The organism is Tahibacter sp. (assembly GCF_032229445.1).
In the GTDB taxonomy this organism is placed as follows: Bacteria; Pseudomonadota; Gammaproteobacteria; order Xanthomonadales; family Rhodanobacteraceae; genus Tahibacter.
Map to the genome: position 1 here is coordinate 1 of NZ_JAVTWC010000023.1, position 22239 is coordinate 22239.

Consider the following 22239-nt stretch of genomic DNA (forward strand, 5'->3'; position numbering starts at 1 on the left):
CCCAACGGGCCGGACGAAGAGTGATCGCTCAGAACCGCAGGTTCTGATCACTCTGCACGCCCAACGGGCCGGGCGGCCAAACGCGCAGCGTTTGGCGGATTTGTGAGGATCAGGTGTAGATCATCGCAACGACACTGACAGGCTTGAGCGCCGCCAACGTGAGATGGCACGATCGTGCCGATGACCAGCAAACCAACGCCGGCGCAGACCCAGCGCGACCTCGCCCGCCTGCGCCGCGTGCGCGACCGGATCGACCGCGAATATGCGCAGCCGCTCGACGTCGAGGCGCTGGCCCGCGGCGTGGCCATGTCGGCCGGGCATCTGAGCCGCCAGTTCCGCCTCGCCTACGGCGAATCGCCGTATTCCTACCTGATGACGCGACGCATCGAGCGCGCGATGGCGCTGCTGCGTTGCGGCGACCTCAGCGTCACCGAGGTCTGCTTCGGGGTCGGCTGTTCGTCGCTGGGCACGTTCAGCACGCGCTTCACCGAACTGGTCGGCGTGTCGCCGAGCGCGTATCGGCGTGACCGCGCGGACGAAACCGCCGGGATTCCGCCGTGCGTGGAGAAACAGGTCACGCGACCGATCAGGAATCGAGAAGCAACCAGCGGCGAGCCGCCACTAGACTGATCGCCGTGGACTTCTCCACTTGATCAGGACCAACCCCATGGGCATCCGCATTCACTCGACTTTCCTGCCGCACGATGATCCGGAGGCCGCGCTGGCGTTCTATCGCGATGTCCTCGGCTTCGAGGTGCGCAAGGACGTCGCCTACGGCGGCCTGCGCTGGATCACGGTGGGTCCGCCTGGGCAACCCGACACGTCCATCGTCCTGCAGCCACCGACGGCCAATCCCGGCATCACCGACGACGAGCGCCGCACCATCGCCGAGATGATGGCCAAGGGCACGTACGGCATGATCATCCTGGCCAGCAAGGATCTCGACCGCACCTTCGAGCGGATCCAGGCCACCGGCGCCGAAGTCATCCAGGAACCGACGAAGCAGCCCTACGGCGTGCGCGACTGCGCCTTCCGTGATCCTGCGGGCAACCACGTCCGCATCAACGAGGAATGACGCGGGGCCGGCCCCGCGGGCCGGCGCCGCATCGATGGCGGCGTGAACGATGTGCGCGCACCTCGGCGCGCGTCGCCGAGTCGCCACCGCAACGACCCGCGCTTCCGCTGTACGGCGGCGCGCCTTCCGACCGGAGAATGCCGTGAACACGAATCACTGGATTCGGCAATTCCACCGCTGGGTGGCCATTGCCTTTACGCTGAGCGTCATCGTCACGTCCGTCGCGCTGGCGCAGGAGGAACCCGTCGCCTGGGTGTCCTACCTGCCGCTGCTGCCGCTGCTGCCGCTCGCGCTGCTCGCGCTGACCGGGCTGTATCTGTTCGCGCTGCCGTATTTCGGCAAGGGACGAGACGCCGCCAGCGGACACTGACGCGGCATGACGTGAATCGCATCCGCGGGCGCAGGTCGCGCCGGCTGCAGCGCCACAACCCGGGAGACACGATGAGCAAGGCCCCGAAGAAGGACCCACCGACGTCCGCACCGCGCGTCGCCGACCGCCATGATCTGATCCGCGTCCAGGGCGCGCGCGTGAACAACCTCAAGGACGTCAGCGTCGAGATCCCGAAGCGCCGGCTGACCGTGTTCACCGGCGTTTCCGGCTCGGGCAAGAGCTCGCTGGTGTTCGGCACCATTGCCGCGGAATCGCAGCGGCTGATCAACGAGACCTACAGCGCGTTCGTGCAGGGCTTCATGCCGACGCTGGCGCGGCCCGAGGTCGATGTGCTCGATGGCCTGACGACGGCGATCATCGTCGACCAGGAACGCATGGGCGCCGATCCACGCTCCACGGTCGGCACCGCCACCGACGCCAACGCGATGCTGCGCATCGTCTTCAGCCGCCTCGGCAAGCCGCAGATCGGGCCGCCGAGCGCCTTCGCCTTCAACGTTCCGTCGGTCCGCGCCAGCGGCGCGATCACGGTCGAGCGCGGCGGCGGCAAGACGGTGAAGCAGAGCTTCACCCGCACCGGCGGCATGTGTCCGCGCTGCGAAGGCCGCGGCGCGGTGACGGACTTCGACCTGACCGCGTTCTACGACGACAGCAAGTCGCTCAACGAAGGCGCGTTGACCATCCCCGGCTTCAGTACCGAAGGCTGGTACGGCCGCATATTCAACGGCTGCGGTTTCCTCGACCCGGACAAGCCGATCCGCAAATTCACGAAGAAGGAGCTGCACGACCTGCTGCACAAAGAGCCGACCAAGATCAAGGTCGACGGCATCAACCTCACCTACGAGGGTCTGATCCCGCGCGTGCAGAAGTCGTTCCTGGCCAAGGACGTCGACGCGATGCAGCCGCATATCCGCGCGTTCGTCGAGCGGGCGGTGACTTTTTCCACCTGTCCCGACTGCGACGGCACGCGCCTGAGCGAAGCGGCACGGTCGTCGAAGATCGGGAAGATCAACATCGCCGACGCTTGCGCGATGCAGATCAGCGATCTGGCCGCGTGGGTGCGCGGCCTCGACGCGCCCTCGGTGGCGCCGCTGCTGAGCAAGCTCGCGCAGTCGCTCGATTCGTTCGTGGAGATCGGGCTGGGCTATCTCTCGCTGTCGCGGCCGGCCGGCACGCTGTCGGGCGGCGAGGCGCAGCGCGTCAAGATGATCCGCCATCTCGGCTCCTCGCTCACCGACGTCACGTATGTCTTCGACGAGCCCACCATCGGCCTGCACCCGCACGACATCCAACGCATGAACGAGCTGCTGCTGCGTCTGCGCGACAAGGGCAACACGGTACTGGTGGTGGAGCACAAGCCCGAGACGATCGTGATCGCCGACCATGTCGTCGACCTCGGTCCGGGCGCGGGCACGGCCGGCGGCACGATCTGCTATGAAGGAAGCGTCGACGGGCTGCGCGGCAGCGGCACCGTCACCGGGCGGCATTTCGACGACCGGGCCGCGCTGAAGACCGCTGTGCGCAAGCCCGCCGACACGCTGAAGATCCGCGGCGCGACCGCGAACAACCTGCGCAAAATCGACGTCGACATTCCGCTCGGCGTGCTCGTCGCCGTCACCGGCGTGGCCGGTTCCGGAAAAAGTTCACTCGTACACGGTTCCATCCCCGCGGGCGCGGCGGTGGTGTCGATCGACCAGACGGCGATCCGCGGCTCGCGGCGCAGCAGTCCGGCCACGTATACCGGCCTGCTCGACCCGATCCGCAACGCATTCGCGAAGGCCAACGGCGTGAAGCCGGCGCTGTTCAGCGCCAACTCCGACGGCGCCTGCCCGACCTGCAACGGCGCGGGCGTGATCTACACCGATCTGGCGCTGATGGCCGGCGTCGCCACGACCTGCGAGGACTGCGAGGGCAAGCGCTTCCACGCCTCGGTGCTGGAGTACCGGCTCGGCGGCCGCAACATCAGCGAGGTGCTCGCCATGCCGGTGACCGAGGCAACCGCGTTCTTCGCCGACGGCGAGGCCAGGACGACCGCCGCGCACGCGATCCTTGCGCGGCTCGCGGACGTGGGCCTGGGCTACCTCAGCCTCGGCCAGCCGCTCACGACGCTGTCCGGCGGCGAGCGGCAGCGGCTCAAGCTCGCCACCCAGATGGCCGGGAAAGGCGGCGTCTACGTACTCGACGAACCGACGACGGGCCTGCACCTCGCCGACGTCGCCCAGCTGCTCGGCCTGCTCGACCGGCTCGTCGACGCGGGCAAGTCGGTCATCGTCATCGAGCACCACCAGGCCGTCATGGTCCATGCGGACTGGATCATCGACCTCGGTCCCGGCGCCGGCCACGACGGCGGCCGCGTGGTCTTCGAAGGCACGCCGGCCGATCTCGTCAAGGCGCATTCGACGCTGACCGGCAAGCACCTGGCGGCTTATCTGGGTCAGTAGTGTGCCGTGTGACGCCTGCGGGAACGACTGACGCGTCGTCGATGCGCGGACCCGGCCGTTGCGCATTCGTCGGAGACAGCAATGGCGCTGAGCACGCCGTGAAAACGTGCGCGCCATCCCTGGCGCGCGCGGCGGGAAACCTTTCGCTATCTCAGGGCAGCTTGCCTGCCCCCGCCGTGGCCGGAATGCCACTGCCGAGCAATGGCGGATCGGAACTCAGCGTGTACGCGTAGGGCGGCTGCCAGTTGCCGAGCGGCAAGCCGTCGCAGCCGGCGAGGTAAGCGTCGACGAGCTGCGGTGTGAGCGCCGAGGCATGATCGCTCTGGAACCACAGGTTTTCGCCGCGGAAGCCGCTGCCGCCGCCATGGTTCATCACGAGCTTGCCGCAGATCTCGTTGCTCGAATTGATCTTCACGCCGAGCACGTGGAAGAAATTGCCCTGCGCGAGTATGTCGCCCAGCGTACCCACGGCCATGCCGCTGCCCCATTTCTGATTGGGCACCGAAGCGGTGCTGCCCTGGTAGAAATTGTTGTAAAGGTGCACTTTTCCATAACGAACCCGTGGCATGCGCGACTGGTTGAAGTACCAGTGGTTGCCGGTCATGGTCACCTTGAGCCGGCCCTGGTCGCTCCAGGCGCGGCCGCTGTCGCCGTTGCCGATCAGGTTGGTCTTGTCGCTGGTCTCGAAGCGGCTGTTGGCCACGGTGACGTAGTTCGACGCGCGCACGATGTCGAGCGAACCGTCGCGCCGTGTCGCGGTGTAGGTGCCGTTGTACTGGCCGGGTCCGACGCTGACGTGATCGACCCAGACCTGCTGCGCCCACGACACGACGATGCCATCGAACTCCGAATCGGCCGAGCCCGGGTTCACGTCCCAGGGATTCTCGATCTGCAGGTTGCGCACGATCACGTTGCGCGTCCAGCCCGGGTATTCCTCGGCCAGTCCGCCATGACTGATCCAGGCTTCATAGTTGGACTTGGGCTCGGGTGCCGCGGGCGAGTTCGCGTGCGGCGGCGAGAATTCGCGGCCGATCGCGATCTGCGTGCCGGCAAAGCGCGCCGGCGAACCGTCGGCACCGTTGATGCCGACCAGCGTGGTGTTGGAGGGAATCACGACCGTGCCGCCCTGATGCTGGTCGGCGAAGCTGGTGTATTCCTGGTACACGCCGTTGGTGAAGCGGAAGTCGATCACGCCGACGACGCGGATGATCTTGGGCTGGTTGCCGGCCTCCTGCAGTGCGGCGATCAGCTGTTCCTTGGTGAACACGGTATAGACGCGATTCGCCGCGGCGGCCGAGCCGCCGGTGACGACGACGGCGCCGTATTCCGACCAGGCATGCCAGCCGTTCGCCGGCGCCGTGTCGCGCTCGAAACTGAGCACGCCGGCGGTCGGATCGCTCGGCAGGTTCTGATAGTGGTTCACGTGCACGGGCGTAGGCGGCGTGGCGACGAAGGACAGGTTCGTCGTCGGCGCCGCATAGGTGCGCACGCCCATCGCCGGCGGCAGCACGTTGCCGACCGGCAGCAGTGCCGCATCGATCGGATTGCCGCTCGATGAGCTGGAGCTGCTCGAGGAACTCGAACTCGACGAGCTGGAGCTGGACGAACTGCTGGAACTCGACGAACTGGAGCTGGACGAGCTGGAACTCGACGACGAACCGCCGCCGGCGCAGGTGGCGCTGCCGGTGGCGCCGTAGTCCACGCGCAGATTGTCGAGCGTCACGTTCGCGCTGCTCTCCGTGCGCAGATGGAAGTACGAGGCCGCGGTGCCGACGGTCGAGGTCACCGACTCGACGCTGCCGGCCACCAGAGCGCTCACCGCCTTGGTGTAGATGCGCGATGCGGAACCCAGCGGTGAGGTCGCGCCGCTCGTCGTGGTGTTGTCCACCATGAGCTGCAGACTGCCGCTGCCCGAGGCCGCGCGCACGCAGAACGACACGGTGTACTGCTGGCCCAGGTCGAAGATGCCGGGCGGCGAGGTCGTGGTCGTGGACTGCACGCCGGGCTGAGTGCTGCCGATCGAGAAGCGCGCGCCGGCCAGGCCCAGGCTGCCGTCGGCGATCGTGATGTTGCTGCCACCGCCGAGCGCGTAATACATCTCGACCGCCGGCTGGCCCGGCAGGGAGCGGTAGGCCGCGGTGCGGAAGGTCGCCGTCGTCGCTGCATCGAAATCCTCGGCGAACGGAATGACCGCGCCGGCGGAACTGCTGGAGCTGGACGAGCTGCTGGAACTACTCGACGAACTGCTGGAGCTGGACGAGCTGCTGGAGCTCGATGAGCTACTCGATGAACTGCTCGAGCTGCTCGAACTCGACGAACTGCCGCCCGGCTGCGGCAGGCACGCGTCGATCTTGCCGGTACCGGCATTGGCGATCACATGCGCGCGCACCTCGGCACCCGGCACGGTCGAGTAGGCATACGGCGGCGTGTAGCTGACCGTCGAGGCGATCTGGCCGCCGTTCTGCACCGTGCCCGGCGTATTGCCCCAGGCGCAGGGATTGCTCGTGCAGTTCGGCGTGGGCAGCTCGGTCCAGGTGACATTCTGGAAAACGTTGTCGCCGTTCGTGTCCCAGAAGCCGATCTGGCTGCTGTCCTGCGAGATCACCACGTTGGTGGAATCATCGAAGTGCGAGCTGTCGATGCGGATCTTCGCGCCCATGCGCGAATTGACAGCCGTGCGCTGGACGTTGTGGTAGTAGTTGTTGAGCACATGGGCTTCGCCGTAGCGGAACAGCGGCAGACGCGACATGACGTTGTCCCAACGGTTGCCGACGAAGCTGATGTGGCGGTTGAAACTGTCGCTGTCGCTGGAGCCCCACAGCGAGGTCTTCCAGCTGTCGTGCAGGTAGTTGTACGAGACGGTGATGTTGTCGATGCTGCCCTTGCCGCTGACCAGTTCGTCGTAGAAGTCCTGGTCCACCGCCAGCGAGTTGTACAGCTCGTTGTGGTCGATCCAGATATTGGACGCAGGCCCGTCGATGCTGATGTGGTCCTTGTCGCCGATGTTGACGTAGCGCATCGTCACATTACGCACGATGACATTGTTCGCGCGCCAGATCTTGATGCCGATGCCGTCGAACAGCGAACCGGGCAGGCCGATGAGGGACACGTTGTCCATGTCCTTGACGTCGAACTTGCTCACGCTGCCGCTGTTGGCCGGGGTGATGATGCCGCCGATGAAGATCGTCAGCGGTTGCGGATTGCCGACCTGATTGGCGAGTTCGGTCACGAGCTGCTCGCCCGTCGTCACGGTGACCACGCGTCCACCGGCACCGCCCGTGGTTCCTGTACCCAGCGATGCGAAGCCGGGCACGGTGTTGGCGACCTCGCAGGTCAGCGTGCCGGGCGTGCTGCTCGACGACGAGCTGGAACTGCTCGACGAACTGCTGCTGGAGGAACTTGAGCTGCTGGAACTCGAGGAACTGGACGAGCTGCTGGAGCTGGAGCTGCCGGCCCCCTTGCAGGTGGCGCCGGCAACCGTGCCGCGGTCGATGCGCAGGTTGTCCATCACCAGCGTCGTGCCGCTGTTCGTGCGCAGTTGCAGGAACGACGCCGCCGTTCCTACGTTGCCGGTCACCGAGAACACCGTGCCGGGCACCATGTCCGCGACCGCGAATTCGCCGAGCCGCGACGCCGCGCCGAGCGGCGAGTTCGCCGAGGATGTGGTGTTGTTGTCGATGTAGACGTAGAAGAAGCCGGTGGCGGAACGCGACATCACGCAGAACGAGACGGTATACGGCTGGTCGAGGCCGAACACGCCGGGCGGCGCGGTGGTCGCGTCGCTGGCCTGGGTCGGTATGGTGTTGCCGATCGTGAAGCGCGCGCCGGTCAGCGACAGGGTCTTTTCCGGCGTGACGAGCAGGCCGCTGCCGCCGCCGGCCATCGTGTACATCGACACGCCGGGCTGGCCCGGTAGTGCACGATAGGCCGCCGACCAGAAGCTGCTGATGCTGCCGCCGCTGCCCGCGCCGACGGTCGCGTCGGCGAAGTTCTCGGTCAATGGCAGGTTGCTGTCCGGTCCGGCCGCCGGATCGAATCCGGCGGCGAACAGACGGTCGGCGGGCGCGCCATCGCCGAGCGGATCCCAGCCGGCACCGCCGCCGTACGCCGAGAATATCTGTGCACGAGTGGAGAACTCGGCAGCGACCTCGGCCGGCTGCAACGTGTAGCCACCGACGCGGCCGGACAGGTCGAGCGGTGTGCCGGAAAGATCGGTGCTGCCGTATTCGCGCCAGCCGCTGGTCGCGGTCGGCACGGCGGGATTCGAAGCGGGCTGTCCGTTCACACCAGCCGCAGCCCAGCCGAGGCTCGCGACATGCGCGTCCATGCGCGTGTTGATGAAGACCACGTTATCGAAATACGCGGCGCTGCCGCCGCTGCGTGCCAGGTACGTGGTCCCCGCCGGCACGTCGCCCGCGAGCGGACCGGGTCCCGGTCCGTGCGTCAGCGCGCTGTTGAGGAACACGAAACCCTTGTCGCCGGCGGCGACGCTGCGCGCCTGCAGCACATAGCCACCCTGCCCCGGGTTCTGCGTATCGCCGACCGAGCGGATCTCACTTTCCTCGAACAGGCTGACCCGGTTGGCGCCCCAGATGAAATCGACGTTGCCTTCGACGAGACTGCGATAGATCCAGGCATAGGACTTCAGCTGCAGCGTGTCCTGCTCGCTCTGGAAGCGCACGTATTTCGCGATCAGGCGCTGCGTGCCGTCGCCGTTGAAGTACAACGTCTCGGCCTGGCTCGCCGCGGCGGAACGTAGCGTGGTGTTGCGCAGGGTGAGGTTTTCCAGCGTCAGCAGGTCGGCGTTCTCGATCAGGAAGACGCTGCGCCCGCCGTTGGCCGCGCCCGGGCCCGGCGCGCGGCTCGTGCCGGTGCCCGCGTTGATCGCCTCGGAGTTGCGATAGTTCAGCACTACGCCGTCGCGGGTCTCGCCGATCAGCGACAGACGGGGCTTGCCGCGCAGATAGAGCAGCTCGCGGTAGTTGCCGTTGCCGATATGGATATCCACCGGCGTGTTGCCCGGAAACTGTTGCACCGCGAAATCAATGGCGGCCTGCACCGTACGGAAATCGGCGAGTCCGTCGTCATCGACCATGAGGTTCGCCGAAACCGCAGGCGCGCTGCGCGTGGTGAAGTGCCAGCCGGCGTTCGCGCCGATGCCGTCGAACGCCGTGCCGTGCAGCGTCGCGCCGGTGATCACGCCGTTGTCGATGAGCACGCGATATTCGGTGTCGTAGGCCAGCGCATGGCTGTGCGGCGCGATCGTCACCACGCTGCCCGCCACGCTGATCGACTCGCGCCGCACCACGCGCACGCGGTCCTGCCCCGGATGACCCAGCGCGTCCACATCGCCGCTCAGCGGAATCGTGTCGACGAGCGCACCGTCGCTGACGCGATGGATGCGCACGCTGCCGGCGCTGCCCAGGGCTGGCGGCGCATCGAACTGCAGGCGCAGGCGAGTGTCCGCATGCACGCCGGTGGACAGCGCGGCGGGCGAAACCACACCACTGAGATCGTAGACCGTCGTCGATTCGGCGAGGACGGTGACCGCAATGGTCTTCTGCACCGACGCGTCCGACCCGCTCGTGAAGGTGATCGTGGAGGTGCCCGCGGCGATCGGGCTCAGCGTCACGGCATTGCCTTTGGCAACCACGCCGACTGCGGCCGGGTTGCTCGACACCACACTGAACGTGTCCGCGGTACCGGCGGCAGTCACCGCCGTCACGGTCACGACGCGCCCGGCGCTTCCGGCGGGTGCGGTCCAGCTCGTGTCGGCCGGATCGAGGGTGAGTTGTGCCTCGCCTGGCGGCGGACAGGTCGCGCTGCTATTCGCGCCATAGTCGATGCGCAGGTCGTCGAGTACGACCAGCGCGCTGCTCTCGGCCCGCAACTGCAGGAATGCGGTCGGCGAGCCGGCGGTCGAAGTCACCGAATACACGGTCGCCGGCGTCAGGCCGGTGACCGCGAGATTCGCGATGCGCGAGGCATTGCCGAGCGGCGAATTGGCCGCGCCGGTCGTGTTGTTGTTGACGTAGATCTGGAAATTTCCCGCGCCGGAAGCCGATACGACGCAGAACGACACGGTGTATTGCTGGCTGAGGTCGAAGATCCCCGGCGGCGCGATCGCCGCGGTCGACGTGACGGCGGTATCGGTGTTTCCGATCGTGAAGCGGCCGTTGGTCAGGCTGAGCTGCCCGTCCGGCGTGATCGTGATGTTGCTGCCGCCGCCGGTCGCGAAATACATCGGTTTCGCCGGATCGCCCGGCAACGCGCGATAGCCCGCGGTGAGGAAGGTCGCGGTCGTGGCCGCATCGAAGTTTTCCGCAAACGGCACATTCGCCTGCGCGCCGACGACAGCAGGCGCAGCGGCGAACAGCAGGGCGATCGACAGTGCTGCCGCACGGGCGGCGCGTCGCAGTGTGTTCACAACCATCATGGAGGTCCCCGGACAAGAGTGAGTGACAGGAGGTGGTCACCACGGCGAGCGACCTTCGGACGATGTGACGAATGGATCACTGAATCGCAGAGACGCAGGTCCGGCCTTTCATCGGTTTGCCGCGTGCCGCCACGGCGCACGCCAGCACCGCGTAGCTCCGCGCGTGGCGCGCGGATGCACGCGGGAAGAATTCGCCGGGAGGCAGGTTCGGTCAGAGGCCTCTACGTCTCAGCGACATCGCCATCGGTGTCGCGCCGGAAGCGCGATGACACCGGTATCATTTTTCGACAGACTTTTTCGCGGCGAGGCCGGCGAAGCGACTGGCCGCAGTGGCGACGATGTGGACGAGCGCAGATGTTTCGCAACCGCACGAACACCGGAAGCGACATTGCCGCTTGCAGCAGTTCTGCCGTATCCCATGCAGTTTCGCTGGAATCTTGATCGGATCATGTCAGCCCTCCCAGACTGCACGAAACCCGGGATCCCGACGCGCGGAATCCGTGGCGGCGGCGACGTTGACGACTTCTGGCACCGGTGTCAATCTGCACTGCAGCGAAGTGGAAAAACCCGCCGCGTTGTCCACGCAAGTGCACACGACAAAGCGCCGAGCGGGCCCAGGACCTTCGGGGGAAGCATGACGGCAGCCAGCGGCAGCACGGCGGATCCATCACGATCGGCAGCGGAAACGCGCGCACTGCGATGGATCGCACCGCTGGTGCTGCTTGGCCTGTCCATCCTCAGCATCGGCACGCGCTACTGGGTGCCGACTTCGCTGTTCTGGGACGAGAACTACCACGTCACCTCAGCGCAGAAACACATTGCCGGCGTGATGTACATGGAATCGCATCCGCCACTCGGAAAGATGCTGATCGCGCTGGGCGAGGCCACGTTGGCGCGCAACGCGGAACTCGACACGAGCGCGCTGCTGCGCGCCGATCGCGTAGAACAGGCACAGCTGCCGCCAGGCTATTCCTTTGCCGGCGTGCGACTGGCTTCCGTCGTGTCGATGATCGCGGCGGTGATGCTGCTCTACGCCACCCTGGTCCTGATCACGGGGAGACGACTGCTCGGTTTCGTGTTTGCCGCACTGCCGGCGCTCGACAACGCGCTGGTCGTGCATGCGCGCTCGGCGATGCTCGAAGGCATCCAGCTGGCCTTCGCGCTGGGTGCGATCTGTCTGCTGGCTTTCGCCCTGCGCAGCGGCGGCCGCGTGCGACTGCGTCATTACATCGGGCTGGGCACGCTGGTCGGCCTGACGATCGCGGTGAAGCTCAATGGCGCCGTGCTGCTGCTGTTGCCGGTGGCGCTGTTCGTGGCCGAACAGTGGCCGGCGCTGCGCGAATCACGCTGGCGGGGCGTGGCAAAGCGCCTGTCCGCAGCCGTACCGGCATTCGGTCTGCCGCTGCTGATCGTCTTCTTCGGCAGCTTCTACGTCTTCATCGCCACGTCGACCGAGGTCATTCCCGGACGCACCTACAAGGCGTCCGCGGAGTACCTGCAGCATCTGCGCGAGCATACGACCTGGACCGCTTCCGGATTCCGCGCCGGGCTGCGCGATCACCTGCGCTACATGGCCGAATATTCCGACGGCGTGCCGCGCCTGGACGTGTGCAAGCCCGGCGAGAACGGCAGCCATGCCACGCAGTGGCCGCTCGGCGGCAAGACCATCAACTACCGCTGGAACCGCGAGATCGTCAAAGGCGTGAGCCATGTCGAGTACACCTACCTCGTGTCCAATCCACTGGTGTGGCTCGCCGTGCTCGGCGGGATCGTGCTGTCGTTCACGCTGATGGTCGGGCATGTGGTGTTCGGGCACGCCGTAACGCGTCCGCGCGACTATCACTGGCTGGTGCTGTTCACGTGCCTGTATCTGGCCTACTTCGCGGCGATCCTGCAGATCGGACGCGTCATGTACCTCTATCACTACCTGCTGCCGCTGATGTTCGGCATCGCAAACCTGGCCGTACTGTGGAACTACCTGTTCGGCGACGGCCTCGCGGCGGGACGCTGGCATCCGCGCATCAACCTGCTGCTGCTCCTGCTGCTTGTCGCGGCAGGCTTCGCCTGGTTCGCCCCGCTGACCTATGGCTGGCCGCTGAGCACCTCGCAGATGGAGCAGCGCATGTGGTTCGATGTCTGGCGCCTGGAACCGGTGCGCTGACATGGAACTGGCGCGCAAAGACACGGTGGCGAGCGTACTGCTGCTGATCGTCGGTGGCTTGCTCGCGCACACCATGTGGCCCGTGCGCATCACGCCGGTGCTGCGATTGACACTGGAACGCAACGCGAGCCCGATCGGCCATCTCGACCAGAAGCGCACGATCGTCGAATCACGCGAGCTGTTCGTCGATCGTCTCGACCTCTCGCACGGCGGACGCCTGCGCCACGCCGAACTCGGCGACATCGGCTATCCGGAGAACCTGTTTCTCGGCGTACGCAAACACTTCAGCGTGCTTGCGGAAGGCGACTATCGGTTTCTCGTCGGCAGCGACGACGGTTTCTCGCTGCGCATCGACAACCGCCCGCTGTGTGCGGATCCCCGGCCACGCGCGCTGTCGGTGCAGACCTGCGGCATCCGCCTCGCCGCTGGAACGCACGAGTTCGCGCTCGACTACTTCCAGGGTTCCGGCCCGTCCGGCCTGACGGTGCGCTACGGACGGCAGGACCAGAGCGCGAATTTCTGGTTCGGCGAGAATTCCGCGCATTTCCACTTCGAACCGGAAACGCGGCAGTAAACGGGTTGCGGCGTATCCGCCCAGGGCAACAACGCGCCCGCATCGGGGCGCGTCAGCTTCGAGCGGGAACGCGCGCCGTGCGCGGCGAGTCGCATGCAAGCAGGTGATTCGCAGGCTCGCATGGCCATTTGCAACATAGTTCCCATGTAAACACCGGGCATGGCATGACGGGAGTCGGGCGGCAGGCATTCCACGGTGCACGGCTCACCCTGGCATCCCGATGCCGTGCGTGCGCCCAACGCGACCTCGCGCCGCACCGCTTTGCACCCCGTGATCCCTCCGCTGCGCTTCTGCGTATGTGTCCTCGACACCGCCGGAACAGCCGGCACTTATCAACCCAAGGGAGAGAGGATCATGAAATTCAATTCGATTCGCGCAGCGCTGCTGCTGATGCTGGGCATGGGGTGCGTCGACGGCGCGTTCGCCGCCGGCGGCCGCACGACGGACGCGTCTCAGCTCGGTTCCGACCTCGTCGTCGACGTCACGGCGGGGCTGCCGGGCGCGAAGGGATTCACGCAGGAAATCTGGCGCCGCGACGGCACCGCGCGCTTCGCCGACACCGACACCCAGTCTGCCGAAGCCGCCTGGGGCGAACGTGCCGCCAGCAGCAACGGTGACGCGAAGAGCAGTAGCGACGACAAGACGGTATCGACCGGCGACCAGTACTGGACCGCAGTCAACGCGAAGACCGGCGCGAAGTACCGCGTCGAGATGCCGCGCGAACTGGCGCACGAACTGCATCGCCTGGCGCTGCAGTCGGGCGTCGCCTCGGGCGACACCAAGGGCGATACGAAGGGTGCCGCCGATGTGCTCGCCGACGCGATTGGCGAAGGCCTCAAGGGCTGGAGCGACGGCGATGACACACGGACGCGTCGCTACGACAACACCGCGTTTCCGAATCGCGCCTTCGGCCAGCTCGGCGGCGGCGAGAAATCCGGCTGCTCCGGCACGCTGGTCGGCCGCCGGCATGTGCTGACCGCAGCGCACTGCCTGTACGACCGCAAGGACGACGAGTGGATCTCGATCGCCGGCACGCGCTTCCGTCCGGGTCGCGAAGGCACCTGCAGCGGCGACGCCTGCCAGCCCTACGGCGCGCACGACGCGACCTGGTACTTCACGCCCGAAGCCTTCCGCGACAGCGACACCGACTGGACCTACGACTACGCAATCATGGTGCTCGAAACCGCACCGGGCAATGAAACCGGCTGGCTCGGCTACGTCGCGATCAGCGAAGACAGTCTGCGCGACCATTGCGACGCGAATGCCTTCAGCAACGGCACCTGCTTCAACCGCGGCTATCCGGCCTGCGGCCTGTCCAATGCACCGGTGCGCTATGAAACCTGCAAGCAGGGCTGGGCCTACCAGGATCCCAAGCCGTGCAACATCGGTGGCTTCTACAGCACCGGCACCGACGGCTGGAAGTCGCGCTTCACGACCAACTGCGACCTGTCCGGCGGCCACTCGGGCTCGGCCATCTACACGAACCGCTGGTCCGGTGCCAACAACGTCGTCGTCGGCGTGGTCAGCACGCAGAGCTGCACCACTTGCACCGCCGCGGACGACTATCCCAACGGCATCCGCCGCCTGACCCCGGACGTGCTCGACGCGATCAGCTACTTCAAATCCGCCATGCCGTAAGCGCTCAACGCACCAATCATTGCTGAACCGCAAGCCGGGCGCCTGTCGCCCGGCTTCGCCTTTTGGGCGGATGGGACGTTGTCGCCAACGATGGTCGGCCGCAGAATGCCGCGGTCGCCCGCTCGCCCTTCGCCCACGCATGAATTCATGTCGCTTCATCGCACTGACCGCATCGATCGCACTTGCCACTGCGGCCAGCGCCGCCTCGCCACCGCGCGTACAGGTGCTCGTCGACGACGCGCACCATCGGCGCACCCCGCTCGCGATCTATACGCCCTCCACGCACGCGCACTGCACCCCGCAGGCGCCCTGCCCCGTCGCGCTGCTGAGTCCCGGCTACGGTGCCGAACACACCGCCTACGGCTTCATCGCCGGACCGCTCGCCGACGCGGGCTTTCTCGTCGTCGCGCTGCAGCCCGTGCTGCCGGATGATCCCAAGCCCGGCACTAGCGGTAACCTGTTCGCAGATCGCCTGCCGATGTGGCAGCGCGGCGCAGACACGCTGCGGCTGGCGCGCGAAACGCTCGCGCGGCAATTCCCCGGCTACGACTGGGCGCATCTCGTGCTGATCGGTCATTCCAACGGCGGCGACCTGTCGGCGCTCGCACTGCAACAGACGCCGGGGCTAGCCACGACGCTGATCACGCTCGACAACCGGCGCCATCCGCTGCCGCGGTCTCCGGGACTCAAGTTGCTGTCGTTGCGCGGCAGCGATTTCGCGGCGGATCCCGGCGTGTTGCCGACGCCGGAGCAGATGGCCACCGGTCAATGCGTCGTGCCGATCGCCCACGCGCGGCACAACGATATGCTCGACGCCGGACCCGACTGGCTCAAGGCGCGGATCGTCGCGCTCGTGCGCGGGTTCCTCGCCGATGGGCGCTGCCCGGAATAGGCCGGCCGCGTCATTCTCAGTACCACACGTGCGGAGACCAGCCATGACCCGAACCTTGCTGCTGTTGCTTCTGCTGCTCGCGCTGGCCGGCTGCAGCACGCCGCTGCCGGCCGAGCGCGCGGACTACGCCGGCCTCTGGCGCACGGCCGATACGCGCCTGCTGATCACGCCGCAGGGACGCGTCGAATTCGTACAGAGCCGCGGCAACGGATTCCAGAAGTCGCTCAAGGCGCCGCTGAAGCGCTTCGACGGCGACAACTTCGTCGTCGGCCTCGGCCCGATTTCAACGACCTTCGTCGTCTCGCGCAGACCGCAGCGCGGGACCGACGGCCGCTGGACGATGACGGTCGACGGCGTCGAGTACGCACGCGAAGACTGAGCGGAGCGTACAAAGCGGCGCATGCGCGCCATCGCGCGCGTGGCACGGCATGTGCGGGAATACGCGCAGGCACACGACCCGACGCCCGCCGCATGATGCGCGCGGCCGCCATACGCCGCTTGCGTAGGACGCGGCGCACGTTCCGGCAGCGTTCGGGAACGTCTCGCCGGGCGGACCATACTCCGCGGCCCGGTGCACCACTGTCCACACCTCCACGACAAAAAGGGAAACCCATGACCCAGCGCCAGATAACCCTCGTCAACAATTCCACCTCGCCGACCTCGCTCGCGCTGCTGCAGAACGCGAGCGAGCAAGGCAACGTCGTGGCCTGGCTGGCCAAGTACGCGTATCCGGGCACACAGGTGCGCTTCACCTGGGACGACACCGACCTGTGCTTCGTCTGGGCCGGTACCAGCCAGCTCTCGCCGGGCGTCGTGCTGGACGTCTCACAGGTCGTCCCTGCAGGCGCCAACGCGAACAACGCGATCGACTTTTCCTATGACGCAGCCAATCGCACCTTCTACCTGCACAACCTGAGGGACGGCAACCGCCCGAACACGATGACCGTGACGGCCGACAACACGCTGCCGGTCAACGCCGTGGCCGTCGGCATCGGCATGGCGGGCAAGCCCACCCTCGTGCTGCAGGCGCAGCCCAACATGAACTATCAGTTCACGCCGCAACCGACGTATTTCCTCGCCTTCGGCAACATCACGCAGAGTGCCGTGGTCGACGCCGATGCCGTGAACTCCCAGAAGGTCGAGTTCCCGCCTAACGTCTTCGCGCTGACCGCAACACTGGGCGCCGACAACAACTGGACCGTCGTGTCGGACATTCTCGCCATGGCGCAGACCGACGACGAGTGATGCCGGTGCGCGCGGCATCGGTCCGATGCCGCGCGTTTCGCCGCACGTACAGTGCCTGCCGATGGCGGCCGCCTGCGCAACCCGACGGCGCGCACCAAAGTGCAGGCACGGTGTCGAGCACGCCCATCGCAAGCGCCACTCCGTAACGGCCTCTGCCGCGCAATCAGCCCGCGGTCACTTCGCGTTCGCGTCGCACTGCGGACACTGCGCCGCCCGCGCTGATCACGGAGAAGATCCATGCCACGTCTCGCCATCCCTGCCCTCATCGCCACGCTGTGCCTGTCGCTGCCTGCCATGGCCGCGGTCGAACTCGCCGACGGCATCAAGGACCTCGCGCCGGAGATCCGCCAATACCTCGAAAAGACGGCTGCCGGCGACAGCGGCGAAGCCGTCGTTCCCTATGTCAGCGAGGCCATCCGCGGCGACATCGACGGCGACGGCAAGCAGGACACCTTTGTCGCGTTCTCGATGCCGAATCCCGATGGCGGTAACTTCACATCGCTGCACCAGGCGCTGTTCATCGATACAAGCGGCAAGCAGGTATTGCGCGCCGAGCGCGCGAACGGCAGCACCGGCACGGCGCAAGGCATCTCTTTCGTACCGCAGCGCATCGAAGCCGGCCGCATCGCCGGCATCTACATGGGCTATGCGCCCGACGACGGCGCGTGCTGCCCGAGCAGGAAATGGCCGGGGCAGATCCTGTTTCGCGACGGCAAGCTGATCGAAGAAGGAGCACCGTAGCGACGCGACATTGCGATGCCGGCGCGGCGTAGCGGCAATACTACCGCCGCAGCCGCAACGCGATGCGGCCGGCACCGGATTCGCCGGCGCTTGCCGACTATCCGTCCGCACCGCCAGACTCCGGCCCGGGCGTTCCGCCTCCCACCGGACCAGCCGGCATGCGCTATCTCGTTTCGGCACTGCTCGTCGTCGTCGGCGCCATCCACCTGCTGCCGCTCAGTGGACTGGCCGGTGCGGCGCAATTGAACACGCTCTACGGACTGGATTTCAGCGAGCCGAATCTGGCCCTGCTCATGCGCCATCGCGCCGTGCTGTTCGGACTCGTGGGCGCGCTCTGCCTGTTCGCCGCGGTGCGTTCGCGCCTGCAACCGCTCGCGCTGATGGCTGCAGCGATCAGCGTCGTGTCATTCCTGCTGCTGGCCTGGGATACCGGCCCGTACAACGCATCGCTTGCGCGCGTGGTCGCGGCCGATCTCGTCGCGCTGGCCTGCCTCATCGTGGCGGCCGGGCTGCGAGCCTACGAGCACCGGCAGCGATGAGATCTCCGGGTATTCATCGACTCCTGTCAACCCGCTGTGCATCCGTGCCGATGCACGCCGCCGCCCGCCGCCGCACCGAGCGAGGAACCTGAGCCATGCAAGCCAACGAGATCAAAGCCTTCGTACCCGCACGCGATCTCGCGCTGTCGCTGCGCTTCTACGCCGACCTCGGCTTCCACATTCCGTGGCAATCCGACGACATGGCCTACCTGCACGTCGGCAACTGCAGTTTCCTGCTGCAGCGCTTCTACGTGAAAGAGCACGCCGAGAATTTCATGATGCATCTGCTGGTGCCGGACGTCGAAGCCTGGTGGCAGCACGTGGTCGCACAGGACCTCGCTGCGCGTTATGGCGTGCTGGCTGAACCGCCGGAGGACCGGCCCTGGGCTATCCGTGACTTCGTGCTCGGCGATCCGACCGGCGTGCTCTGGCGCATAGGCCAGAACATCGACGGCGTCAAGGCCGCGGAGTAGTTGATGAGCACGATCGAGAAAGCCATTGAGATCGCCGCGCGCGCGCATGCAGGCCAGGTCGACAAGGCCGGCGCGCCGTACATCTTCCATCCGCTGCGCCTGATGCTGGCCGTGAACGGCGAGCACGAACGCATGGCCGCCGTGCTGCACGACGTGGTCGAGGACACGCTGCTGACCTTCGACGATCTGGCGCGCGAGGGCTTTCCGGCTGAAGTCGTCGATGCCGTGCGCGCCTTGACCAAGCATGAAGGCGAAAGCCGCATCGATGCCGCGCATCGCGCCGCAGCGAATCCGCTCGCACGCGCGGTCAAGCTCGCCGACGTCGGCGACAATATGGACCTCAGCCGCATCGCGTCGCCGACCGACAAGGACTACGCGCGTCTGCGCGAGTACGAACAGGTCCGCGCGATTCTGCTGGCGGCGGACGCGTGAAGCGCGCTGTCACGGTGACATCCGCAACGAGGGGTACGACGATGAAACTCCGAACGCTGGTGCTGCTCGGGCTGGCGTGGCCCGGCAGCGGCCTTGCCGGACGGGCTGTGCACGAATCGCTCGACAGCGTACTGGCCCGCACGGACCGTGCCGTCGTCGTTCGCGTGCTGTCCGTGCGCAAGGCAGCAGACCGCTTCGCACGCGAGATCGAAATCGAGGCGACGCCGCAGGAAATGCTGATTGGCCAACTGCCAAACGATGCGACGCTGTACTGCCGCTACGCCGAAGGCGTCGTGCATCGCCGCGGCGACGCGACGGTGTCGCCGCTGGTCAGCGGCTCGGGCGAGGAATTCGACTTACGCCGTGGCGACCAGGTGATCCTGCTGCTCTCGCCGACAATGCCGGCAGAGTCTCCCGCAGGGCCGCGCGAGGCCGTCACTGTCGATCCGACTACGGGCAACGGTGAGGATGCATCGGCGAACACCGACGTTGCCGAAGGCACCGAAGACGAAACACAACCGTGCGACATCCTGCGGATCGAGCCGGTGCAGAACCGGCGTCTGATCGCGCGGCGCAGGCAGCCGTGAGCGGAATGAAAAGCCCTCGGTGGTGCCAACCTGACGATGCAACACCATCCCCACCCAGCCCTCCCCTTGAAGGGGAGGGCTCAAAGCTGTCGAGCCGTTGATTTACCCCTCCCCTGAAGGCGGAGGGCTCCAAGCTGTCGAGCCGTTGATTTAGCCCTCCCCTTCAAGGGGAGGGTTGGGTGGGGATGGGGTTAATGTTGCTCCGTCCGGGATGTTGCTCCGTCCGGAACGAAAGCCCAGTGCCGCGGCGAATACAGCGTTTTACGCCCTGCCCCTATGTGACGCGAACACCACTCCCAAACCCTCCGACCCGTCGGGCGACAGAACGATGGGAGCCTGCGATTCTGAGCCATCGTTCACCCCCCGAGGAAGCGCTTTCAACGATCTTTTCGACTTGGCTTGACATCTTTTCAGACGCTTCAGGACAACTCATGCCACTCGTCGTATGCGCGTCAGAAAAATCTCGGATAGTAGAATCATGCAAACCGCGCCGAGCGGCATCAGCCAAAGCGCCATCGCATCGAAGTCAAAACTGCATAGTCGTGCGCCCGGTTGTATGCGCCGTATTTCAGCGAGCGTGATGAAGTAGTGCAGCCGCGTAAGACCGTACATCGCCATGCCGCCGGTCAACGCGGCGACGGCGGAAGATAAGCACCTGATCAATGCATCCATGAGCAACCTCACCTGGGTCTGCTGCTGACACGATCAGGCCGCGAGAGTTCGTCTATCGCGGCAATCACCGGTTTCTCGTGCCGTAGCGATGACAATTGCGGCCATAGCTTTGGAACGCCGCAGCCGATCTGTGCACCCGATCGCCATCGTGGCGGACACGGCGCGTTAGGGTACGGGCTGACTTGCCACCGCCCTGGCGGCAACATTATCTGGATGACTCCGATGTCGTTTGTCCGTTCAATCGCGTGTGTTCTGAGCTGGATAGCGCTGCTCGTCGCCCAGCCCGCCAGCGCCTTCGACACGATCTGGCGCAACGGCTTCGACTTCCCCTCCAACCACGCCTCGCCGCTGGGCACGAACCTCGACGGCGTCGTCGACTACTCGACCAGCTACAACTCCACCGATGCCATGAAGCAGTCGCGCAGCTGGATCACGGCGAACACCAGCGGTGCCGGCGTATTCGATACCGGCGAAGCGGCCTGCCTGGATCTCGACGCCGACGGCTACGTTCGGTCGCTGACGCCGCTGACCGCCAATCCGGGCTGCAGCACGCCGTCCTACAACGCCGTGGCAACACTGTTGTTCTTCGGCGACTACGCCGGCCACTATCCGGGCGGCCGCTATGTCGTGACGTATGACGGCCAGGGCGACATCAGCTACCACTTCGCCGCGGTGAAGAATGTCGCCTTGTCCAGGCCAGGGCGCGACGTGCTCGACGTCAACGCGGCCAGCGGCGGCTGGATGCTGCGCATCAATTCCGTCGCGGCCGGCAACCATCTGCGCAATATCCATATCTGGATGCCGGGCTACGACGAGCACTCGGGACCGTCGCAACTGTTCCACCCGGACTTCCTGTCGCTGATCCGTCGCAACAAGGTACTGCGCTTCATGGACTGGATGGGCACGAACAATTCGGCCCAGCAGGACTACGCCGATCGCCCGCGCATGGCCGACGTGCGCTGGACCGAGGGCAACATGCCGCTCGAGATCATGGTCGAACTGGCCAACCGCACCGATGCGAATCCGTGGTTCACCCTGCCGCACCGGGCGAGCGACGACTACATGACGCAATTCGCGCTCGCCGTGAAACGGCTGCTGCGGCCGGACCTCGAGGTCTACGTCGAATACTCCAACGAAGTCTGGAACGGCCAGTTTCAGCAGGGCGTCTATGTCGAGGCACAGGGCACGGCCGCCTACGGCAACCAAGGCTCGGGCTTCGACCGGCGCCTGAACTGGTACGGCCAGCGTTCGGCGCAACTGTGCGACCTGTGGAAAACTGCATTCGGCGCGCAGGCGGCGCGCGTGACCTGCGTGCTTGGTGCGCAGGCGGCGAATGCGTATACGCAGACCCAGGCCGCTGACTGCCCGCTGTGGATCGCCGGACGTCCGTGCCACGGCCACCAGATCGGCGCCGTTGCGATCGCGCCGTACTTCGGCGGCTATCTCGGTGGTCCGTCGACCGAAGCGACCGTGGCCAGCTGGAGCCTCGCCACGCTGTTCGCCGAGTTCAACGCCGGCGGCCAGCTACCGAACAGCCCTTCCGGCGGCAGCCTGGCCGAAGTGCAGTCGTGGATCACATCGCACCGGGCCGCGGCGATTCCGCGCGCGCTGCGTCTGATCAGCTACGAAGGCGGTCAGCATCTGGCCGGCATCCTCGGCGTGGAGAACAACACCGCCGTCACCGCCTTGTTCAACGGTGCCAACCGCGACGCGCGCATGGGCAGCGCATATACACAGCACCTGGATTTCTGGAAGGCCAGCGGCGGCGAATTGTTCATGCACTTCACCGCGTCGAGCGGTTATGGCAAGTTCGGCAGCTGGGGCGCGGTCGAGCATCTCGACGCGCAGAACACGCCCAAGCACACGGCACTCATGAACTTCATCAGCGCGAACCGATGCTGGTGGAGCGGCTGCACGGATTGAGTGGCATCAACGGATGGCTGCC

Annotated in this window: 18 protein-coding genes; 16 read left to right on the top strand and 2 right to left on the bottom strand. The window is 66.3% G+C overall.

The features are described from left to right. Positions 1 to 180: 180 nt before the first annotated feature. From RUU78_RS05360 to RUU78_RS05375, 4 genes are all read left to right on the top strand, one after another. Positions 181 to 630 (top strand): AraC family transcriptional regulator, encoded by a 450-nt coding sequence (locus tag RUU78_RS05360; protein WP_313914436.1) that lies wholly within the window; start codon positions 181 to 183, stop codon positions 628 to 630. 37 nt (positions 631 to 667) lie between these two features. Beyond that, positions 668 to 1075 carry a VOC family protein gene (locus RUU78_RS05365; protein WP_313914438.1) on the top strand — a complete coding sequence of 136 codons (408 nt, stop codon included), beginning with the start codon at positions 668 to 670 and terminating at the stop codon, positions 1073 to 1075. A 142-nt stretch (positions 1076 to 1217) separates the two neighbouring features. Next, positions 1218 to 1445 carry a hypothetical protein gene (locus RUU78_RS05370; protein ID WP_313914440.1) on the top strand — a complete coding sequence of 76 codons (228 nt, stop codon included), beginning with the start codon at positions 1218 to 1220 and terminating at the stop codon, positions 1443 to 1445. A 71-nt stretch (positions 1446 to 1516) separates the two neighbouring features. Further along, on the top strand, positions 1517 to 3904 hold the full coding sequence (locus RUU78_RS05375) for an excinuclease ABC subunit UvrA (RefSeq protein WP_313914442.1): 2388 nt from the start codon (positions 1517 to 1519) through the stop codon (positions 3902 to 3904). A 151-nt stretch (positions 3905 to 4055) separates the two neighbouring features. Here RUU78_RS05375 and RUU78_RS05380 read toward each other — a convergent pair whose 3' ends face one another. Next, positions 4056 to 10340, bottom strand: coding sequence for a pectinesterase family protein (locus RUU78_RS05380; protein WP_313914443.1), 6285 nt, complete (start codon positions 10338 to 10340; stop codon positions 4056 to 4058). 634 nt (positions 10341 to 10974) lie between these two features. Here RUU78_RS05380 and RUU78_RS05385 point away from each other — a divergent pair. The 11 genes from RUU78_RS05385 to RUU78_RS05435 all read left to right on the top strand — a co-directional run bounded on the left by RUU78_RS05385 (position 10975) and on the right by RUU78_RS05435 (position 19622). Further along, a complete protein-coding gene (locus RUU78_RS05385) occupies positions 10975 to 12501 on the top strand; it encodes a phospholipid carrier-dependent glycosyltransferase (RefSeq protein WP_313914445.1) in 1527 nt (508 codons plus the stop codon). 1 nt (position 12502) lies between these two features. Beyond that, complete coding sequence (locus tag RUU78_RS05390; RefSeq protein WP_313914447.1) at positions 12503 to 13075, top strand: hypothetical protein; 573 nt, start codon at positions 12503 to 12505, stop codon at positions 13073 to 13075. 354 nt (positions 13076 to 13429) lie between these two features. Next, the gene (locus RUU78_RS05395; protein WP_313914449.1) at positions 13430 to 14713 is read left to right on the top strand and encodes a trypsin-like serine protease; all 1284 of its coding nucleotides are present in this window, start codon (positions 13430 to 13432) and stop codon (positions 14711 to 14713) included. A 139-nt stretch (positions 14714 to 14852) separates the two neighbouring features. After that, positions 14853 to 15605 carry a hypothetical protein gene (locus tag RUU78_RS05400; RefSeq protein ID WP_313914451.1) on the top strand — a complete coding sequence of 251 codons (753 nt, stop codon included), beginning with the start codon at positions 14853 to 14855 and terminating at the stop codon, positions 15603 to 15605. A 43-nt stretch (positions 15606 to 15648) separates the two neighbouring features. Further along, positions 15649 to 15984 (top strand): hypothetical protein, encoded by a 336-nt coding sequence (locus RUU78_RS05405; protein ID WP_313914453.1) that lies wholly within the window; start codon positions 15649 to 15651, stop codon positions 15982 to 15984. A 233-nt stretch (positions 15985 to 16217) separates the two neighbouring features. Continuing rightward, a complete protein-coding gene (locus RUU78_RS05410; RefSeq protein ID WP_313914455.1) occupies positions 16218 to 16850 on the top strand; it encodes a hypothetical protein in 633 nt (210 codons plus the stop codon). Between the two features lie 237 nt (positions 16851 to 17087). Continuing rightward, a complete protein-coding gene (locus tag RUU78_RS05415; RefSeq protein ID WP_313914457.1) occupies positions 17088 to 17591 on the top strand; it encodes a hypothetical protein in 504 nt (167 codons plus the stop codon). Between the two features lie 158 nt (positions 17592 to 17749). After that, positions 17750 to 18130, top strand: a complete 381-nt coding sequence (locus RUU78_RS05420) for a hypothetical protein (RefSeq protein WP_313914460.1) — start codon at positions 17750 to 17752, stop codon at positions 18128 to 18130. A gap of 95 nt (positions 18131 to 18225) precedes the next feature. Next, a complete protein-coding gene (locus RUU78_RS05425) occupies positions 18226 to 18603 on the top strand; it encodes a VOC family protein (protein ID WP_313914462.1) in 378 nt (125 codons plus the stop codon). A gap of 3 nt (positions 18604 to 18606) precedes the next feature. Further along, positions 18607 to 19035 (top strand): HD domain-containing protein, encoded by a 429-nt coding sequence (locus RUU78_RS05430; protein WP_313914464.1) that lies wholly within the window; start codon positions 18607 to 18609, stop codon positions 19033 to 19035. Positions 19036 to 19076: 41 nt separating this feature from the next. After that, positions 19077 to 19622 (top strand): hypothetical protein, encoded by a 546-nt coding sequence (locus tag RUU78_RS05435; RefSeq protein WP_313914466.1) that lies wholly within the window; start codon positions 19077 to 19079, stop codon positions 19620 to 19622. A 429-nt stretch (positions 19623 to 20051) separates the two neighbouring features. On the opposite strand, the gene RUU78_RS05440 is transcribed toward RUU78_RS05435, so the two are convergent. After that, entirely contained in the window at positions 20052 to 20294 is a 243-nt protein-coding gene (locus RUU78_RS05440) for a hypothetical protein (RefSeq protein WP_313914468.1), read from the bottom strand. 222 nt (positions 20295 to 20516) lie between these two features. On the opposite strand from RUU78_RS05440, the gene RUU78_RS05445 reads away from it, so the two are divergent. Continuing rightward, positions 20517 to 22217 carry a hypothetical protein gene (locus RUU78_RS05445; protein ID WP_313914470.1) on the top strand — a complete coding sequence of 567 codons (1701 nt, stop codon included), beginning with the start codon at positions 20517 to 20519 and terminating at the stop codon, positions 22215 to 22217. Positions 22218 to 22239 lie beyond the last annotated feature (22 nt).

Coding starts and splice junctions, on each gene's coding strand:
- RUU78_RS05360 (WP_313914436.1), top strand. CDS start 181: ATGACCAGCAAACCAACGCCGGCGCAGACCCAGCGCGACCTCGCCCGC.
- RUU78_RS05365 (WP_313914438.1), top strand. CDS start 668: ATGGGCATCCGCATTCACTCGACTTTCCTGCCGCACGATGATCCGGAG.
- RUU78_RS05375 (WP_313914442.1), top strand. CDS start 1,517: ATGAGCAAGGCCCCGAAGAAGGACCCACCGACGTCCGCACCGCGCGTC.
- RUU78_RS05380 (WP_313914443.1), bottom strand. CDS start 10,340: ATGATGGTTGTGAACACACTGCGACGCGCCGCCCGTGCGGCAGCACTG.
- RUU78_RS05385 (WP_313914445.1), top strand. CDS start 10,975: ATGACGGCAGCCAGCGGCAGCACGGCGGATCCATCACGATCGGCAGCG.
- RUU78_RS05390 (WP_313914447.1), top strand. CDS start 12,503: ATGGAACTGGCGCGCAAAGACACGGTGGCGAGCGTACTGCTGCTGATC.
- RUU78_RS05395 (WP_313914449.1), top strand. CDS start 13,430: ATGAAATTCAATTCGATTCGCGCAGCGCTGCTGCTGATGCTGGGCATG.
- RUU78_RS05400 (WP_313914451.1), top strand. CDS start 14,853: ATGAATTCATGTCGCTTCATCGCACTGACCGCATCGATCGCACTTGCC.
- RUU78_RS05405 (WP_313914453.1), top strand. CDS start 15,649: ATGACCCGAACCTTGCTGCTGTTGCTTCTGCTGCTCGCGCTGGCCGGC.
- RUU78_RS05410 (WP_313914455.1), top strand. CDS start 16,218: ATGACCCAGCGCCAGATAACCCTCGTCAACAATTCCACCTCGCCGACC.
- RUU78_RS05415 (WP_313914457.1), top strand. CDS start 17,088: ATGCCACGTCTCGCCATCCCTGCCCTCATCGCCACGCTGTGCCTGTCG.
- RUU78_RS05420 (WP_313914460.1), top strand. CDS start 17,750: ATGCGCTATCTCGTTTCGGCACTGCTCGTCGTCGTCGGCGCCATCCAC.
- RUU78_RS05425 (WP_313914462.1), top strand. CDS start 18,226: ATGCAAGCCAACGAGATCAAAGCCTTCGTACCCGCACGCGATCTCGCG.
- RUU78_RS05430 (WP_313914464.1), top strand. CDS start 18,607: ATGAGCACGATCGAGAAAGCCATTGAGATCGCCGCGCGCGCGCATGCA.
- RUU78_RS05435 (WP_313914466.1), top strand. CDS start 19,077: ATGAAACTCCGAACGCTGGTGCTGCTCGGGCTGGCGTGGCCCGGCAGC.
- RUU78_RS05440 (WP_313914468.1), bottom strand. CDS start 20,294: ATGGATGCATTGATCAGGTGCTTATCTTCCGCCGTCGCCGCGTTGACC.
- RUU78_RS05445 (WP_313914470.1), top strand. CDS start 20,517: ATGTCGTTTGTCCGTTCAATCGCGTGTGTTCTGAGCTGGATAGCGCTG.